Genomic DNA, 18,395 nt, shown 5'->3' on the forward strand with positions numbered 1-18,395 from the left:
TCCTTATGAACACCAACCCATCATATGAAATCAAACCTATTGAAGTGGTAAATCTATTATGGAATGCGACTCAAACACCATAAAAAAACCGTGTCCAATTTGGTGTTTTATCAACAACCTACTGAACACGGCTTTATGTGATTGTGAATCGGAAGAAAGAACTTAATCGTCTTTGGTAAAGTTGTCTTCGCTGAAGTGATCCAAATCGTAAGGCGTTTGTTGGTAAACGCAGTAGTTCAACCAGTTCGAGAATAGCAAGTGCCCATGACTACGCCAACTTGCGACAGGCTTATTATCTGGATTGTTGTTCGGGTAGTAGTTGATTGGAATCACGGGTTCCATACCTTCGCCTAAATCACGAACGTACTCACCGTGCAATGTATGCGCATCGTATTCAGGATGACCCGTTACAAACACGTTTCGCTTATCTTTGGTTGCCGCTAGGTATACGCCAGCCACATCAGAAGTCGCAAGAACATCAAGGTCGGTATGCTCGGCTAAGTATTCCTGAGAGAAATCTGCATAGCGAGAGTGCGGTGCTAAGAAGGTATCGTCAAAGCCACGCAGAAGCGGGTGGTAAGGGTGATGAATCTCGTGATTATAAACACCAGAAAGCTTCTCTTTACGAGTGCGCTTTGGCAAATCATACAGTAGTTTCAAACCAGCCTGAGCCGCCCAGCACACATACAAGGTTGAGGTCACGTGCTTGTTTGCCCATTCCATGATGGTTTTTAGGTGGTCCCAGTAAATCACATCTTCAAATTGAACCAAGCCAAGCGGTGCACCAGTGATGATCAATCCATCAAAGTTTCTCCCTTTGACCATTTCAAATTGGCGGTAGAAGTTATCAAGGTGTTCGGTCGGTGTGTTTTTGCTTGGTCGGTCATCAATGCGCAGCAGCTCTACATCCACTTGCAATGGACTGTTTGATAGTAGGCGTAAGAATTGAGTTTCAGTTTCAATCTTCTTCGGCATTAGGTTGAGGATCAAGACTCGAAGTGGACGAATTTCCTGCGTCGATGCTCTTGATAACGGCATCACGAAGATGTTTTCTTCGCGAAGAACATCAGATGCTGGCAATTGGTCTGGAATGCGAATAGGCAAAGCTTTCTCCCTAAGCTAGATATGTAGACGTCTATACATCTAAATCTATAGTAGTTTGGTACGCTTGTCGATATCCAAAATGGATAGATGTAAATTATTTGTGTTTTCTATCAGAAGCCACCTTCCGACGTCGAGGGAGTCTTATAATGTTTAACGACTACCCGAGTAATGCATAAGTGCTTGGTTCTGTTATGTAGAACTAGGCAGTTATCAGAGCAAGCGGTTAGCATTTACGATAAACTCATGTTTTCGAATTAGCCTGTAAAGTGACAGATGAAGTTAATACTCATTCGAGGGTTGCCCGGTTCTGGCAAGTCAACAAAAGCGAAAACCTACGATGCATTACATGTCGAAGCGGATATGTATTACGTGAATGAGCAAGGTGACTACTATTTTGATCCAAGGCAGTTACAGCAAGCTCATGAGTGGTGTCAAAACACGGCGGAAAACGGCTTGAAGCAAGGGTTAGATGTTGTAGTGTCGAATACCTTTATTAAGCATTGGGAAATGAAGGCTTACCGCCAACTTGCAAGAAAATACAAAGCTGACTTGATCATCGAAGTATGCCGAGAGCAATATGGCAGCATTCACGACATCGAACCGTCAGTGATTAAGCGCATGGCAAAAGATTGGCAAGAATAGCATCGTTCTTCCTCTGCTTGCGTGGCTGAATGGCAAATAGAATTAGATGAATAGAACAACTCCAAGGTAACGATTGAAATGGCAAAGCGCTCTGTTGTGGTCGACATGACATCATACGGGATCTACACAACGTGGGATTCCAAATCTAAAGACCTTCCAAAAATCCAAGAGTTCACCACCATTGTTGGTGCTGAAATCGACGTAGAGTTTGGCTATATCTTGAATATCAAGAAAGCCAAAGGTGAAAAGATCCGCTACTGCATCTATCACCCGGATATCACTACAGACAAGGGCGAAGTGCTCGAACCGTTCGATGGTGAAGAGCATGTCGGTAACAACGACTGGGATTTCTACTTAGGTGACACCATCTGGGCGCCAGTCTCGAACAAGCTAGGCAAGTGGCGCATGACCGTGGAGTTAAAAGGCAACATCATTGCCGATAAGACATTCGACCTTGTTGCAAAAGACGAAGGCCAATTCTGGAAGCGTAGGGGTTTTTAGACGAAATTTCTGGTAGACGTTAGCTTTAGGCTAAACGCAGACAATAAAAAGCCGAGTCACACGTCGTATGTGTACTCGGCTTTTTTCATTGTGCTAGATAGAAGTGACTACCTAACTAATGGATTAAATTATTGCGTTACGTAAGCCACAACAAATTCAGTGATTGCAACCATGTCTTTCACTGCAATGTATTCTTCAGTGGTGTGAACTTTCGCCATACCAGTAGAAAGGTTAACCGTTGTTAGACCTTTCGCGTTGAAGTTGTTCGCATCGCTACCGCCGCCAGTGCGTTTAGTATTTGCGGTTACGCCAAGCTTCTCAAACGCTGATTTGATAGAAAGAATATGCGGGTGATCGTCTGCAATCACGAATGCATCGTAAGCACTAGTAGATTCGATTTCTACTTCAGCGCCAAACTGTTTTGCACTCTCTTGGAATGTCGAGATCATGTGCTCAACTTGAGCCGTTAGCTTTTCGCCGTTTAGTGAACGTGCTTCAGCCACTACTTTAAGCTCTGGCATTACGATGTTGGTCGCTTGACCACCTTCAACAATACCGACGTTTGCCGTAGTTTCTTCATCGATACGAAGTAGGTTCATCTTAGTGATAGCGTCTGCAGCAACTTGAATGGCACTGATGCCTTCTTCTGGCGCTAAACCAGCGTGAGCAGGGCGACCTTTGATCTTCGCGACCATCTTCTGCTGACCCGGAGCTGCGTTTACGATGGTGCCAATTGGGCCGCCTGTATCAAGTACGATAGCGTGCTCAGATTGAATGTAAGACATATCGAAGTTCAAAGAGCCGAACAGACCACCTTCTTCGAATACAGTAAATGCAATTTCGATAGTCTTGTGCTCTTTGCCTTCAGCTTTGATGCAACGAACCGCTTCCATGATAGCAGCGATACCAGACTTGTCGTCGCCACCTAGAATCGTGTTGCCTTTTGAACGGATGATGCCGTCTTCGATGATTGGCTCAATACCGATGCCTGGCGTTACTGTGTCCATGTGGCAACTGAACACTGTGCTTCCTGGAAGAGTGCCATCTAGACGAGCGTATATGTTGAAACCGTTAGACACTTCTGTAGGGACAGCCAGTTTGTGAACTTCAAAGCCTAGTTCACCAAGTTGTTCAGCCAAAGCTTCAGCAATCGCTTTTTCATTACGAGATTCACTATCAATTTTCACTAGATTGCAGAAATGTTCTACAAGACGTTGTTCATTAATTTGGGTCATTGTTAATTCTCATTATGCTTCCGCTTGTTCTAAAGAAGCCGCGGAGGTAGGAACAGGAAAATTACTATAACGCCAATGAGGTAGATGATTATCTGAGTTAAATCAAGAAAGTTGCCTGATTATTCTAATTGATGAGAAAAAGCCAACTCAGATTCTCCAATGCGCAGGATTTTAATCTGTATATCTGTCGGGTATAATGTTTAACCGCTTTGAAAAAACGTCGATGAAATTGGAATGTAATCAATAATGGCACTGATAAATGAATAGAAACAATGTGTTAGGTTCATTCCTTTTAGTGGTGCTAATGAGTGTTGTGCTGGGGCTGTATTTGCTCTATCCAACTTATGACGATGATTTAAAGCACATTCGCCCTGAAAATCCGAGTGTTTATAGTCCAGAGAAAGAGTTATTACTCTCTCAATACGGAGCTACATTGATTGATATTCTCGATGTGTCTCGTGGTGATCCTAATCTAGCTGCCCAACAACTAGAGGCTCTGCGAGCTAAGTTCCCCCATCAAGATAAAGCCATCTATCGTGCCTATGAATTGATGATTTTGTCGAACCTCGCCCAACACAAGCTGGATACCAAAGCGGTTTCAGAATACGTCAGACAGATTAAAACACTCGCACAACACGAACATATGGGTTGGCTAAAGGCCCAATCTCTTGTTGAACTGGCGATCGAATACATCAGTAAGGGCGAGCTAGCGGAATCTGAAATCCAAATCAGAGCAGCGATAGATATCGCGGAATCACTCCACTATGAAGAGTTGTTGATTAAGGCCTATAACACGGCTGGTGTCATCAATAATATCCGCAATGACTTTCCTGAAGCTCAATATTTTTTCCATAAAGGCTTAGAGCTTGGCAAGAAGTACCCTCAACACATCTATAATAGTAAGTTAGTGTCAAATATGGCACTGCTTTATATCTATTTAGAAGACTGGCCTAAAGCGCTCAAGTTGATTAAAAGAGCTAAAAGACTCTATTACAAGAGTGGACTACTAGAAGCTTCTACCATCGGTGTGCTGCATGTAAATGAGTCTTTTGCTTATCTGCGCAGTGGTGATTTGGTTAAAGGCCGAGAGGCGTATCAAAGTGCGGCTAAGCTCAATGGCGATAATGTGAGTGAGCGATACAAAATCATCTTGTTGAAAGCAGAGAGTGATGTGTTGTTGGCGGAAAAGAACTTTGAGTTAGCACGGCAGGTCGCAAATTTGTGTCTCAGATATCCGGGAGTGGACAAATACACACTTCAACTGGGTCAGTGTTACTTAAACAGAGCCTTAGCAAATATCGGTTTGAACCGAGATAATTTTGTCTTTGCTGATCTTAAGCGATCGTCTGCAATGTTCGACGTTGTGGGTACTCGCAGTTGGAAAGTCCTCGGTTTAAGAACTCTTGCTGAATATTACGATTCGAGAGGCGACAGCGAAAACGCACTTCGTTACTTTAAACTCTACTACAAAGGTAACAAAGCGCTGTTGTTTGATAAGCGTCAGAGCGATATCTTTTTACTAGAGCAAGATTTCACCACGGCATCATTAGCCCAAGAAAATGAACTGCTTAACGCAGAAAAGGAGCTTGGTGAGCTGACGTTAGATAAGCAGCAGTTACGAAATCGAATTGTTGTCGCGTTGGGAATAATGGTGATGATCAGTGTCGCATTGTTGTTGATAAGGCTTCGCAGCATTCAAAGTAAAAATAAAGCGTTGGTTACCCAATCTACAACGTGTGCGCTAACGGGTTTATACAACCGACGCTATCTAGAGCAGTTGTTAACTCAGCCAATGACATTTAATACTTCACGGTTTGGAATCAGTTTAGTTATTTTAGATCTTGACCACTTTAAGCGCGTTAATGACACCTTTGGACATGATGTTGGTGATGAGGTATTGGTGGAAGTCGCAAGGCGAGTTAAACAACATTTGCTTCCGAATGACGTAGTGGCTCGCTGGGGCGGTGAAGAATTTGTCCTGTTGCTATCTGGATCCGTCGATCCTGAACAACAATTGAACGCAATTCGTTTAGGCATTGCTGAAACGCCAATTGATACGCACTCCGGTTCTTTAGACCTCACCACATCGATAGGGGCGTCGATTGGTATTGCTCATGAGCAACTCAATCAAGATACTTACAAGAAGTACCTCAAAGCCGCGGATGATGCATTATATCAAGCGAAGGAGTCGGGTAGGAATCAAGTCATCATCGCTGAAAGTTAATCGCTAATCAGGAAACAAAAAGCCATTCTGATCTTCGTGAGATAAGAATGGCTTCTGGAACACTCTGAGATCGCTAATATCAAAATTTGAGTGAGAAGTGGGGTTTACTTAGCGATATGTCGAGTTTATTTATATCAACATTTTCTAAATGAGTTATTTAGCGGCACCTTGCAGCATTTCAACCAGTTCGCCCTCTGTAGCCGGTTCTCTTGCCAGCTCAATCACCGCGGAAGCACCGCCTTTTAACATATAAGCTCGAGTTCCGCAGTGGTCATAGTGGAACCATTTACCGTCTACACATACGTCCGTATAACATCTTGGGTCTTGTTTGAGTTCCATATCAATTTCCTTATTAACATTTGCCTAACGTTTTTCAGACTAGTTGATCACAAATTTAGGTAAATTGATCTAAATCAATCTAGAGTGTAATTGATGATTTGATTATCAAATAGGAGAGGTGTGTCTAGCGTATGAGCGACCTCTTGTTGATTACAGCATTCAAAGGTCGTGATTCTGGTTGGCAACTCTCGCTCTTTTGCTTGCCACGTGAGGCTTTTCTACATACGCTAGCCACTCTCTTAATCCCTATACAGACGTGATTGTGTTGGAAAATGACTAATATCTTTATCGTTGTAATTGTTCTGGTTGTGTTCTTTTACTTTATCCAAAAGTATCTAGTGAAGCATGACGACACCAAAGATCATGCTTATCAGAAAAAAGGATCGTTGATGTCGGCGCAACAGGCGACATTTTATAACGCACTTAAATCCGCGGTGGGTAACCATGGCGAAGTGTTTGCCAAGGTCAGCATGTCGAACGTTCTTGTTCCTGCTAAGGCGAACAACAAGAAGAATTGGTTTATCGCCAACAACAAAATCTCACGTAGCTACTTTGATTTTGTCGTGTGCGACCCGCGAACGTTAGAGCCCCGCGTGATCATCGAACTTGATAACGGCAAAGAGCTCAACAAGGGAAAGGCCGATCGAGAAAAGCTACTGATCCACGTGTGTAAATCGGCAGGCTTGCCACTGATTGGTGCATCTATTAAACACAGCTACCAAGTGAGCCGTTTGAAGAGATTACTGGCAGCACACATCGATTTAATCGAGCCATCAAAAGAAGTTCGATTCTGTAAGAAGTGCGGCAGCCCGATGATCATCAAACTGGCCAGCCAAGGCGATTACAAAGGCCGACGATTCTTCACTTGCAGCCGTCAGCCAAACTGTACGTATACAGAGAACTACAACGTTGTATTCGATGTGGATGAAGATTCTAACTAATATCTTGAGTTAAAATACTTTATCAGAGGGGTAAGACACGAAACAGGCAGATGTATATAGCTATTGAACTAGAGGCGAAATGTGATCTACTTCAAGCCATTGATCTGCTTTGTGTTTAAAATTTATTCTGATTGTTGTTTTTAAAAGCAAACGAACCGTTTTGTGCAAATTTATCCTTGCACGCTACCCATTCACTCGTTATTATCCATCTCGTTCTGAAGCGTTAGCCACTTAGTAAATCGGTTAAACAAGTTTCACAGCATTGCCCGCTTAGCTCAGTTGGTTAGAGTACTTGCATGACATGCAAGGTGTCACTGGTTCGAGTCCAGTAGCGGGCACCAAATTCAAAAAGAAAGCCCACCTAGTGTGGGCTTTTTTGTGCCTTTAATCCCTTGCTTTATCAGGACCTTAGCCATTTATTGGTCCCAAGAGTTCCCATGATGTGTTGTAAAATCCACCGTTTAAGTAATCTCTGAAGTAGTCTTTTAAGATCTAAGCAATTTCGAGGTTACTTCAGGGGGGTACGATGGCGAAACAAGTACAGCCTTTAACGGCAACTCAAGTCAAACAAGCAAAGCCTAAAGAGAAAGAATATAATTTAGGTGACGGTGATGGATTATCATTGAAGGTTAAGCCTATAGGAACAAAGCTATGGCGTTTTTCTTATTATCATCCCATTTCACGAAAGCGCTTGAACCTAGCCTTAGGTAAGTACCCTGACGTCTCACTAGCCAAAGCTCGAACCAAAGCTATTGAAGCGAGAGAACTACTTGCTGATGGTATTGACCCTAAAGAGCACCGTGACACAACTCTCAGAGAAAAACAGTTAGAATTGTCGAATACGTTACAGTCGGTATTTGATGACTGGATTGAAGTGAAGAAAACAAGCGTCAAAGAGCAAACGGCTAAGAAATTAAAGCAACGCATTGAGAAATATCTCTTACCTGACCTAGGTAAGTTTCCTCTTGGTGATATAACAGCCCCTCAAGCGATCAAAACAATTAAACCCATTGCTAACCAAGGTAAGCTAGAAACAGTCGGGCGCTTGTGTCGCAACCTCAATGAGATAATGACCTTTGCAGTAAACACGGGTGTGATTGAGCACAACAAGCTCGCAGGCATTGGTAAAGCCTTTGAAACCGCTAAGGTAACCAACCAAGCTTCGTTAGCCCCAGGTGAGCTTCCAGAGCTCCTCAAAACAATCAACTACGCATCCATTAAACCCATCACTCGCTGCTTGCTAGAATGGCAACTTCACACCATGACAAGGCCAGCTGAAACTGCTGGTGCACGTTGGGATGAAATTGACAGAGAAAAGATGCTTTGGGTCATTCCTGCTGAAAGAATGAAAAAGGGGAGAGTACATACCGTCCCTTTAACAAAACAAACTCTAGAACTATTAGAAACTATTGATTTCATCACAGGTGATAGTGAATACCTTTTCCCTGCAGACAAAAGTAACAAAAATCACATCAACAAAGAGACCGCAAATAAAGCACTAGTAAGAATGGGCATGAAGGGCAGGCAAACTTCTCACGGTTTACGCGCATTAGCTAGTACTACTCTAAATGAACAGAACTTTGATCCAGACATTATTGAAGCTGCACTTTCTCATGTAGATAGAGATAAGGTAAGAAGCGCATACAACCGTACTGATTACCTTGAACGTCGTAAAGTTCTCATGGCGTGGTGGAGTGATCATATTGAAGAGGCTGCAACGGGAAGCTTGTCGATGAGTGGTAAAAAGAGCCTTAAGGTTGTGGGTTAGTTGCATGGGAGTGAAAAAGCAACGTATAGCTCACACATTTTAACCGCACTAGCTCATACTTGTTCTGACAACTTTGCTGATAAGTCACGATGAAATCGTACACACGTTCCGCTGGCATCGTGACTCAAAATTGGACAAAAAGTTTGCTAGCGATTTTGCTAAATTAGAAAATAATGAATAACTACAAGTATGGAAAGTCGCTTAACTTGGTGTCTAATCTGCCTGATGCAGATCATCATCAGCGAAGCCAACGACACAGACATTCATCCTTCGTGCTACTTCGGCAATAGGTTCATTACGAAAGAAAGCCATGCCGACAATTAACCATAAGACCATGTCACTTGGTAATCGACGGCGGCGAATAGCCGCTTTATCGGAAAGAGTGGCTGCCTTAGCAACCCACTCACCTGGGATATGTTCAGAGAACGTGGTGAGTTGAGCGATATCAACGGGATTTTCTTCGAGAAAATCAGCAAAACAGTTTTGAATAGACATAAAAAATCGGAAACCTAGAAACAGGCTTCCGATTGTCTCTTATCAGTAGGATCGGTCAACCGATCCTTATCTAATCTACACAGCCTAATGCGAGGGGCTTTTTCAAATTATTCAGTTAGGATTTATTGTCCTTATTGCCGCTATTGTGGAGAGCTTAAGTCAATGTCAATAATGCAATCTCTTACTGTCTGTAAAGCAGACTGTAGTGACGATGTACTAACAGAACCAAGTGCTATTCTTAGTGCATGCGGAATCGTTTTGGTTACAGAAAAAGGGGCCGCTGTAGACACAGAGATATTGTGCTTTATTAGAGTTGACGTAATATTTTCAGAACGAATGCCTTCCTCTAAAGGTAACCAAATGAAATATGATGTGGGATGACTGATATATTTAAGTGGGCTTAAGATCTCTTTCGCTAAGAATTGCCGCGATATCGCGTCTGCTCTCTTTTTCTCTTCTAGCTCCTTAACGACCCCGTCTTCTACCCAATTTCTGACAATAGTAGTTAATATGGATGGCGTGTTCCATGTGGTAGCACGAATTGCTCTTTCTAGCACAGCTCTAAGATTCTTAGGGGCAATTACAACCCCAATGCGCAGGCCTGTGGCAACATTTTTTGAAAAACCCGTTACGATTACCGTTCGCTCAGGCGCATAGTGGTAAATCGGCAATGGTGGGTTCTCAACTAGATAGGCATAGGCTGTATCTTCAATTATCAGTAAGTCATGCAGGCGAGCAATTTCAGCGATCTCAATACGCTGGTGAGCACTTAACACCCAGCCTAGTGGATTATGCAAGGTTGGCATCGTGTAGATTGCTTTCATCTTTCTTTGGTTACAAAGCTGGCGAAGTGCATTGAGATTTGGGCCATCTGTATCAAATGGGATTGGCACTAGTTCAATATGATAGAGCTGTGCTAAAGCTTTAAATCCGGGATAAGTTAATGCGTCTACACCGACGACATCTCCGGGCTGCAACAAGCCCATAACGGCTACCATTAGCCCATGCTGAGCTCCATTTACGATTAAAAGTTCTTCGGCACTAAATGTCATGCCATGTTTTGAAAAATGAAGAGCAAAGATTTCGCGATCGCTCAATGAGCCCGCATGAGGTGAATATAGAAGATGAGCCTCAATGCCGCCTGAGAATGACAAAGAACGCAGTGCATGCCTCAGAAGCTCCCCTTGTTCAGGCAATGAGGGGTAGTTGAAGTTTAGGTCTACAACATCAGAGGCAATCATTTGCTGATCCATACCATGATTTGAGGGAAGACTAATGTCCCGCACAAACGTCCCTCTACCTACTTCGCCACTTACCAGCCCCATAACCTCTAATTCAGCGTAGACCCTCGTTGCAGTCGCTAATGAAATCGACTCTTCAGAGGAAAGCTTACGATGTGTAGGCAGTTTTGTCCCAGAATGCAAACGACCAGATCTAATCGCGTCCGCATATCTATCAACAATGTTTTTGTATCTAGCTTTCACTATTAGACCTCATAACTGTTTGATTTTTAAAACATGAAACTGTGTTGGCTCTCTGACCTTTTTACAAGATTAGCGACTTAGATACAAGGGTTTAACATCTAGTTATGATTGACTTATCTTGCGGATGTTCTATATCAGTTAGGTGCTAATAAACGTATATATGCCAGTAATCTATTTCGTCGTTATTATTGTCGCAATGATGGTAATTTAAATATTGTAATAAATACATTATCCCTATTTTTATATCAGTAAAACATAGACTCCTAATTCAATTTCTGAATTGTAATAGATACAATTTTCCCTAGATAAATTCGATAAATAATATTTAAAATTCCAATGGTAGCCTTATTTACTAAAGTGGCTTAATTGGGTTGATTGCTTTAAATATATGAAATTAATGAGTTTTAATTTATTTTCGTTTTTTGTTAGATCAATATCACAAGTATTAATTTGGATTGTTATGTTAATAATCAAGGTGCATATAATATATTGTAGTCAATCAAGCGTTATCTTTTTATAGATACATCTTAATATCTTCTTGTTTTAGGTTTGATGTGCTATTAATAATTAACAGTCAGTGTTTTCTATATATTTTAAGTTTGTTTGAAATGAGTTATAAACCCACTTCCTTTTTAATATTATGGAAGTCTTTTAAATGTCCTTTCAAATTATATGCTCTCAAGGCCATGTCGGAGATAGGTCTGATCGAATGCTAGAAGGTGCAAAACTTACAGCTGAGAAACTAGCTCAAAAGTATGAGACTACACCGAACTATATAGGCAAGAGGTCGCCTGCTAAAAACGATGATTGGAGTGTAGCCCTACCTGAAGCAGGAAAAACGCTTGATCAATTGCAGAGTGAGCTGTCTCGATGTCTATCAAACAGTAACGTCCCTGTTATCTTTGCCTCAAATACCTGCTCTGCAAGCCTAGCAACGCTCCCTGTTGTTGCCTCTAGCTATCCAGATGTCAAAGTCTTGTGGATTGATGTACATAGCGACTTCAACACACCGGAGACTACAGAAAGTGGCTACCTTGGAGGCATGGTGCTGGCAGCAACCTGTGGGCTGTGGGATAGCGGCTACGGAGTGGGCGTTAACTCTAAAAATGTTGCTTTAATTGGCGTTCATGATATCGACGCAAAAGAGTTTAGCAATGTTAATTCCGCTGGAGTATTACACATACCACCAGCCGAATTGACTCCAGATTCGGTTGTTAATTTCATTGGAGACTCCAAAGTTTGGATACACGTAGATTGGGATGTTATGGACCCGGGTCAGATCTCAGCTGACTTCAAAGTCGAAGGTGGGCTGAAGTTTGCTCAGTTATTAGAACTTTTCAAATCACTACCTAGTGCTCAAGTTATGGGATTAGAACTTGCTGAATTTTGCGCTGACAGTCATTTATCAGCAGCTAACTCAGAAGGACTTGATCTAATCTCTCAAGCAGTGGATTCCCTATTCAAACAGAATAAGGACTCTTTATAATGAAAACCATCGAAAGCCCTCTATCAATACCTGCTTGTAATGAACGCCATAAAACTCTTCTCACGCATGCAGAGCTCCTACTAAAGTAGGATGAATTATCAGTATGGAAAAAAGAAGCATGGGAAGAATTCAGCTCTAGAGTCAGTTCGCCAGAATTTCCCTGTTTGTTTAGTAAAAGAGCTTGGAGCTCTAAATCTATCCATTTGCTGTTTTGCGATGCGGATGAACACAATGGTTACTATCAGTTTTTGCATGGCTTAATCGCTTACACAGACATGATAAATGCCACTCCAGTCAACAAGCGCATGTTTTCACCATTAGTCGTTTTCTTTGCCCCTGACATCTCGCCTTCATTGTCTGGGCATGAGCTAGGTTGGGACATTCTTAACTGGACTCACCAGCACGACATCTACGAGTGGCCAAGCCATGTGCCTAGAGAACCCGAATCATCAGAGTGGACTTATTGCTTTAATGGCGTCGAGTTGTTTATCAACATGAGCACGAATCAACATCATCAACTTAAAAATAGGAATCTAGGCTCGCATCTTAACTTCGTAGTTAACGCGAGAGAAATCTTTGACATTGTCGCCAATGGAGAAACCAAAGGTGGAAGATAGGCAAGGGAACGCATTCGAAGTCGTGTAAAAAATTACAATGATGGTCTTATGCCAACTGAACTTGGCTTTTATGGTGACGAAGAGAACCTTGAGTGGCGACAGTATCAGTTGCAAGAAACCAATGTTCTTAGACCGAGTCAGTGTCCGTTCAAATAACACAAATGATGAGAGAGAAAGCTAATGACTTTGTACAACTCAATAACTGAAACCGTTGGACGTACTCCTATCGTCAAACTTAACAACTTAGCTCCCAAAGGAGTTGAGGTATACGTAAAAGTTGAATCTTTCAACCCGGGAGGCTCAGTAAAAGACAGACTTGCGCTCTCAATCGTTTTAGATGCAGAGGCAAAGGGTCAGCTCAAGAAAGGTGACACGATCATTGAATGCACCTCGGGCAACGTTGGAATTGCCTTTGCTATGGTAGCCGCATCAAGAGGCTACAAGTTTATTGCCGTGATGGGCGACGGATACTCACTAGAGCGCAGAAAATTAATTCGAGCATACGGCGGAGAAGTCATTTTATTTCCGAGTGAACAAGGTAGTAGCGGTGGAAATCGAATCGCAGATTAACTTGCTGAAGAAAATGGTTGGTTTAGACCTCGTCAGTTCGATAACCCTGCCTATCACCGTGAGACTACGGCGAGCGAAATACTCAGTGATTTCGCTGGGAAACGGTTGGACTATTTTGTTACTGGATTTGGTACAAGCGGAACTCTTACAGGTATTGGACAGATGCTTAAGCTAGCGCGACCTGACGTAGAAATTGTCGTACCTGAGCCTAAAGGCGCTCGTATTCTGGCAAAAAATCAGTGGACGGTTCACCCAGTTCAGGGATGGACACCGGATTTTTTACCAAGTGTTCTTGATGAAAATGTGGTGGATAACCTCGTCGTAATCGATGGCAATAAAGGAATCACTACTGCACGAGATTTAGCCCGACATGAAGGAATTCTTGTTGGTATTTCAGCAGGAGCGACCGTAGCGACAGCGTTAGAGCTTGCTAAGACTGCCCCCGAAGGAAGCGTCATATTAGCTATGGCACCTGATACCGGAGAGAGATATTTATCAACAGAGCTATTTGGTGATCTTGGAAATGAAGAAACGGATAGCTGCATTACCACATGGAGTGAAACTCGATCTACTGCTGAGTGTGACACGTAATCTCACTCAATACTAATTAAAGGAATGAGCGTATGGAAAAGCGAATATCGTTAAGTGTTTTGGCTCTGGTTATGTTCAGCGTGACCTATTCTGTGAATCTTCAGGCTCCGCTTTATAGCCTCTATGCCGAAAATAGTAATATGGGTACTGCGGCTTTAACCGTGGCCTTTGCAGCTTATGTATTGGGGCTTTTACCTACTTTGTTCTTATTGGGTGGTATATCAAACAAGGTAGGCCGAAAGCAGCCGATATTCATTGCCTTAGTTTTGAGCGTTGGTGCAACAGCGCTCCTAGTCATGCAGCCAAACTGGAACTCCTTATTTATTGCAAGACTGTTATTAGGTGTCGCTACTGCGTTAACCACCACTTCCGTCTCTGCGTATATTTATGATCTTATCGACGAAGAAGAACTGAAGTTTGGCACTTTGCTTGTTGCTGCCTCCACATCAATTGGCTTTGGTAGTGGTGCGCTTGCAACCAGCACGAGTCTAAGTGTGACTGGAGTGACAGTGCTTCCCTACAGTTATCTAAGTCTATTTTTACTGGCTCCTATCTTGATGGTATTGCTTTCTCGACTACCTACCAATCAAATCATCAAGCCAGATCTTAAGATCATCACTTCACCTTGCTTTCCCCCCAATACATGGACCTATGGATTGGGGATGATGATGGCATGGGCAACTACAGGCATGGTAATCGCTATCGTACCGGTTCTATTAAGTGAAATCGGATTTAGCGACTGGACGGGAATGATGGTTTTCCTTTCAATCTGTACTGGCTTTTTTATACAGCACATTGCTAAGCGTATACCTTCAAGTGTAAGCCTGATTTGTGGGTGCTTTTTGACAATAATAGGCTTTAGTCTCATAGCATTTGGATACCATCAGAAGTCAATTACGATAATTCTGATTGGGGCATCTGGCACAAGTCTGTCGAGCTACGGGCTCACATACATGGCTGCCCTATTTAAGTTCACAAGCAAGCACAGCATTGATAAGGCTCGTGCTGCAGCAGGTATGTATATATATTCCTATATTGGTTTTTCTATACCTGTAATCACTTTAGGTCTAGTGGCGCAACGCTTTGGGAATTGGATGGCGATGATGACTTTCCTATCACTTTTATTCGCTATTAGTTTCGTCATCGGGTTTGGCAAGCTGATAGAGATAAGAAACAGAAAACAAGCTCCCTTGATTAAAGCTAGAAACTAAAGAGGTTACATGTCAGATTCTCAGATTTCGCTCATCACAGGAGCTAACAAAGGCATTGGTTTTGAAATTGCTAAGCAGCTTGGCAATGCAGGCCACAAAGTACTTCTTGCTGGCAGAAATGAGCCAGCAATCAAACAAGCCGTCGCCGACTTGAAAGAGCAAGGTATTGATGCTTACTGCTTGCCAATGGATATCACTAACCATGAGTCAATTGAACAAGCAGCTAGTCATGTTGAAAGTATGTTTGGAAAGCTAGACATACTAATTAACAACGCCGCTATAAGAGTGGAAGAGTATGGCAAGCTTCCTTCTGAACAACCTCTTGCGCAATGGCGGGAAACTTTTAATACAAATCTGTTTGGCGCAGTGAGTGTAACATGTAGTTTCTTGCCTTTAATTAAGCGCTCAAAGGCCGGGAAAATTCTCAATGTATCGAGTCTTTTGGGCTCGATAACTCTACATAGTGATCGTACTTCATACACTTATTCTGACGAGTTCAAATCTTTACCAGCCTACAGTGCTTCAAAAAGCGCTTTAAATTCTTGGACAGCTCATCTTGCCTATGAACTTCGAGACACTTCGATCACTGTTAATAGTGTCCACCCAGGTTATACGAAAACTGATTTGAACGATGGCGATGGTGTTTTTACACCAGAGGAAGGCGCTATAACTGCGATTGAAATTGCGCTTGATACTGAGAACTCAATGAGTGGTCAGTTTGTTCATATGAAATCCGTTCTCCCGTGGTAGTAAAAGGAATAGTTAAATGAACGCAAAAAAGAAGGTCGCCTTAATATCTGATAGCGATAGTCTGTCAGTCGACTACGATATGCCTTTAATCACAGATGCATTTAAGAACACTGACGTTCAAGCAGATGTGGTTTTTTGGGACGAGTCAAACCCTGACTGGTCTATGTATGACGCAGTCGTGTTACGTTCACCGTGGACTTACATGGAGAAGATACAGCCATTTATTGAGTTCTGCCAAAACATAGAAAAGAACTCAGTTCTGCTCAACCCTGTGTCGGTTATTGAATGGAATTCCAACAAGAACTATTTGAAGCAATTAGAGGCTCAAGGTATTCCAATCGTACCAACTGAAATCATTTACTCAGTAACTGAAATACACCATGCATTGGATAGAATTCAGAAGTGCGATTGGGATGTCAAGGAGGTAGTGATCAAACCCACTATTGGCGCATACTCGTTTGGTGTAGTTCGACTTTCTGTCAAAGACATCGACAAAATACGCAAACATGTAACCTACTTATTGGAACTCGATAAAGGTGTCATTGTTCAACCATATCTTCATACTATAGAAGAGCACGGCGAAACGAATATGATTTATTTCAATAATACATACTCGCACGCCATAAAAAAGGAGGCTCTACTGTCGCAACATGGAGAGACTAAAACCCCTGATATGGAATATCGAAAAATAAAAGAAGCAAGTGATGAAGAGAAGGCGTTAGCGATTAGGATTTTGAACTTGGTTCAGAGCAGTTTAGGTCTTAATGAACCACTTTGTACGCAAGGTTAGACTTTATAGAGGATAAAAATGGTCAGCCTCTGTTACTAGAACTTGAGATAACAGAGCCATCATTAAGTCTACCGCTTACCCCTAAGTGTACCCATATGTTTGTCCAATCCATTATCAATAGAACGCCATCCTTGGAGATGACTAAGATTATCAAAAGCCCCTCGAATTAGGCAAAGTAGATTAGATAAGGATCGGTTGACCGACCCTACTGATAAGAGACAATCGGAAGCCTGTTTCTAGGTTTCCGATTTTTTATGTCTATTCAAAACTGTTTTGCTGATTTTCTCGAAGAAAATCCCGTTGATATCGCTCAACTCACCACGTTCTCTGAACATATCCCAGGTGAGTGGGTTGCTAAGGCAGCCACTCTTTCCGATAAAGCGGCTATTCGCCGCCGTCGATTACCAAGTGACATGGTCTTATGGTTAATTGTCGGCATGGATTTCATTCGTAATGAACCTATTGCCGAAGTAGCACGAAGGATGAATGTCTGTGTCGTTGGCTTCGCTGATGAAGAGTTGTTAGCAAAAAGTACTTAAATCAAGCAAGGCAGCGTTTAGGGCAGAGTGGCTGTTTAAACAATGTGGACAGACGTGGGGTCTTGAACGATACCGTGATGATACGTGACAAGGACGGCTTTGTTACGTAATTCAATGGAACTAAATCAAGAACCTACGATCTGATCAGCTACGTTCACTCCTTCTCGTAGCTCTATGCCTAAACCTCGTTATAAAACAACCAACTGGAAGCAATACAACCAATCACTCATTAACCGTGGTTCTCTGACCTTTTGGATTGATGAAGAGGTGATAAGCGGGTGGGCGCAAAGCAAACAGAATAAGCGCGGGAGGCCACGTCGGTTCAGTGATTTAGCCATCACAACAGCACTCATGGTGAAACGAGTGTTTTCTATGCCCCTGAGAGCGCTGCAAGGATTTATCGACTCGATATTTAGGTTAGCCCATGTACCGTTAAGTTGTCCGCATTACACTTGTATCAGCCGTAGAGCCAAGCAAGTTGAGGTTTCATTTAAGACTAAAACGAGAGGAGTGATACAACACCTAGCCATTGATGCGACAGGCCTTAAAGTTTATGGCGAAGGAGAATAGAAAGTCAAAAAACACGGTACGGATGGCAAGCGTAGAGTCTGGCGAAAGCTTCATATTGCCGTCGATACCAACACTCATGAGATCATTGCCGCCGAGCTAAGTTTATCGACAATTACAGATGGAGAAGTACTCCCTAATTTACTGAAACAAACACGCCGAAGTATCTTTGAGGTGTCTGGTGATGGCGCTTACGACACGAGAGCGTGTCACGCTGCTATTAAGATGAAGCGAGCCGTTGCGCTTATTCCCCCAAGAGAAGGGGCGGCCTTCTGGGAGCGTGGTCACCCTCTAAATCTCGCCGTGGGTTGCCAGAAATTATACGGCTCAAATAAGTATTGGAAAGAGCGGTATGGATACCACAAACGTTCACTCTCAGAAACAGCGATGTATCGAGTTAAACAGTTGCTAGGAGGGCAACTGAGCTTAAGAAATTACAATGCACAGGTGGGTGAAACTTACGCGATGATAAAAGCGTTGAACAAGCTTACTGGGTTAGGTATGCCTGAAACTTGTCGTATTGACTAAGAAACACGCGAAA

Annotated in this window: 13 protein-coding genes, 1 tRNA gene and 5 pseudogenes; 14 read left to right on the plus strand and 5 right to left on the minus strand. The window is 42.6% G+C overall.

Annotated features, from left to right (window positions below):
• Positions 1-162 precede the first annotated feature (162 nt).
• On the minus strand, positions 163-1,104 hold the full coding sequence (gene metA, locus AC3CHU_RS07295) for a homoserine O-acetyltransferase MetA (RefSeq protein WP_004734938.1): 942 nt from the start codon (positions 1,102-1,104) through the stop codon (positions 163-165).
• Positions 1,105-1,377: 273 nt separating this feature from the next.
• Here metA and AC3CHU_RS07300 point away from each other — a divergent pair, with 273 nt between their 5' ends.
• Entirely contained in the window at positions 1,378-1,746 is a 369-nt protein-coding gene (locus AC3CHU_RS07300) for an ATP-binding protein (protein WP_054546426.1), read from the plus strand.
• A gap of 78 nt (positions 1,747-1,824) precedes the next feature.
• Complete coding sequence (locus AC3CHU_RS07305; protein WP_114633419.1) at positions 1,825-2,247, plus strand: DUF3859 domain-containing protein; 423 nt, start codon at positions 1,825-1,827, stop codon at positions 2,245-2,247.
• A gap of 128 nt (positions 2,248-2,375) precedes the next feature.
• On the opposite strand, the gene AC3CHU_RS07310 is transcribed toward AC3CHU_RS07305, so the two are convergent.
• Positions 2,376-3,482, minus strand: coding sequence for a M20/M25/M40 family metallo-hydrolase (locus AC3CHU_RS07310; RefSeq protein WP_488525358.1), 1,107 nt, complete (start codon positions 3,480-3,482; stop codon positions 2,376-2,378).
• 259 nt (positions 3,483-3,741) lie between these two features.
• On the opposite strand from AC3CHU_RS07310, the gene AC3CHU_RS07315 reads away from it, so the two are divergent.
• Positions 3,742-5,706, plus strand: a complete 1,965-nt coding sequence (locus AC3CHU_RS07315; RefSeq protein WP_488525359.1) for a GGDEF domain-containing protein — start codon at positions 3,742-3,744, stop codon at positions 5,704-5,706.
• Between the two features lie 153 nt (positions 5,707-5,859).
• On the opposite strand, the gene AC3CHU_RS07320 is transcribed toward AC3CHU_RS07315, so the two are convergent.
• Complete coding sequence (locus AC3CHU_RS07320; RefSeq protein WP_004734943.1) at positions 5,860-6,045, minus strand: hypothetical protein; 186 nt, start codon at positions 6,043-6,045, stop codon at positions 5,860-5,862.
• A 272-nt stretch (positions 6,046-6,317) separates the two neighbouring features.
• Here AC3CHU_RS07320 and AC3CHU_RS07325 point away from each other — a divergent pair, with 272 nt between their 5' ends.
• The 3 genes from AC3CHU_RS07325 to AC3CHU_RS07335 all read left to right on the plus strand — a co-directional run bounded on the left by AC3CHU_RS07325 (position 6,318) and on the right by AC3CHU_RS07335 (position 8,754).
• Entirely contained in the window at positions 6,318-6,986 is a 669-nt protein-coding gene (locus AC3CHU_RS07325; RefSeq protein WP_004734944.1) for a DUF2726 domain-containing protein, read from the plus strand.
• Positions 6,987-7,250: 264 nt separating this feature from the next.
• A tRNA-Val gene (locus tag AC3CHU_RS07330) sits at positions 7,251-7,327 on the plus strand.
• Positions 7,328-7,512: 185 nt separating this feature from the next.
• Positions 7,513-8,754, plus strand: a complete 1,242-nt coding sequence (locus AC3CHU_RS07335) for an integrase domain-containing protein (RefSeq protein WP_488525360.1) — start codon at positions 7,513-7,515, stop codon at positions 8,752-8,754.
• Positions 8,755-8,982: 228 nt separating this feature from the next.
• On the opposite strand, the pseudogene AC3CHU_RS07340 reads toward AC3CHU_RS07335, so the two are convergent.
• Together AC3CHU_RS07340 and AC3CHU_RS07345 are read right to left on the minus strand one after the other, a co-directional pair.
• Positions 8,983-9,249: pseudogene (locus AC3CHU_RS07340) on the minus strand (transposase domain-containing protein); the annotation flags it as partial.
• A 140-nt stretch (positions 9,250-9,389) separates the two neighbouring features.
• Positions 9,390-10,733, minus strand: a complete 1,344-nt coding sequence (locus AC3CHU_RS07345) for an aminotransferase-like domain-containing protein (protein ID WP_488525361.1) — start codon at positions 10,731-10,733, stop codon at positions 9,390-9,392.
• 709 nt (positions 10,734-11,442) lie between these two features.
• On the opposite strand from AC3CHU_RS07345, the gene AC3CHU_RS07350 reads away from it, so the two are divergent.
• The 8 genes and pseudogenes from AC3CHU_RS07350 (at position 11,443) to AC3CHU_RS07385 (ending at position 18,382) form a co-directional block, all read left to right on the plus strand.
• Entirely contained in the window at positions 11,443-12,219 is a 777-nt protein-coding gene (locus AC3CHU_RS07350; RefSeq protein WP_488525362.1) for an arginase family protein, read from the plus strand.
• A 164-nt stretch (positions 12,220-12,383) separates the two neighbouring features.
• Positions 12,384-12,992 (plus strand): annotated as a pseudogene (locus AC3CHU_RS07355) (YqcI/YcgG family protein).
• Between the two features lie 24 nt (positions 12,993-13,016).
• Positions 13,017-13,997 (plus strand): annotated as a pseudogene (gene cysK, locus AC3CHU_RS07360) (cysteine synthase A).
• Positions 13,998-14,029: 32 nt separating this feature from the next.
• Positions 14,030-15,208 (plus strand): MFS transporter, encoded by a 1,179-nt coding sequence (locus AC3CHU_RS07365; protein ID WP_488525363.1) that lies wholly within the window; start codon positions 14,030-14,032, stop codon positions 15,206-15,208.
• Positions 15,209-15,217: 9 nt separating this feature from the next.
• Positions 15,218-15,958 (plus strand): SDR family oxidoreductase, encoded by a 741-nt coding sequence (locus tag AC3CHU_RS07370; RefSeq protein ID WP_488525364.1) that lies wholly within the window; start codon positions 15,218-15,220, stop codon positions 15,956-15,958.
• A gap of 16 nt (positions 15,959-15,974) precedes the next feature.
• On the plus strand, positions 15,975-16,748 hold the full coding sequence (locus AC3CHU_RS07375; protein ID WP_488525365.1) for an ATP-grasp domain-containing protein: 774 nt from the start codon (positions 15,975-15,977) through the stop codon (positions 16,746-16,748).
• Between the two features lie 254 nt (positions 16,749-17,002).
• A pseudogene (locus AC3CHU_RS07380) lies at positions 17,003-17,372 on the plus strand (transposase domain-containing protein); the annotation flags it as partial.
• Between the two features lie 89 nt (positions 17,373-17,461).
• Positions 17,462-18,382 (plus strand): annotated as a pseudogene (locus AC3CHU_RS07385) (IS5 family transposase).
• The last annotated feature ends 13 nt before the right edge of the window (positions 18,383-18,395 follow it).

The sequence above is a fragment of the Vibrio sp. QJM3NY_39 genome, from assembly GCF_057785895.1.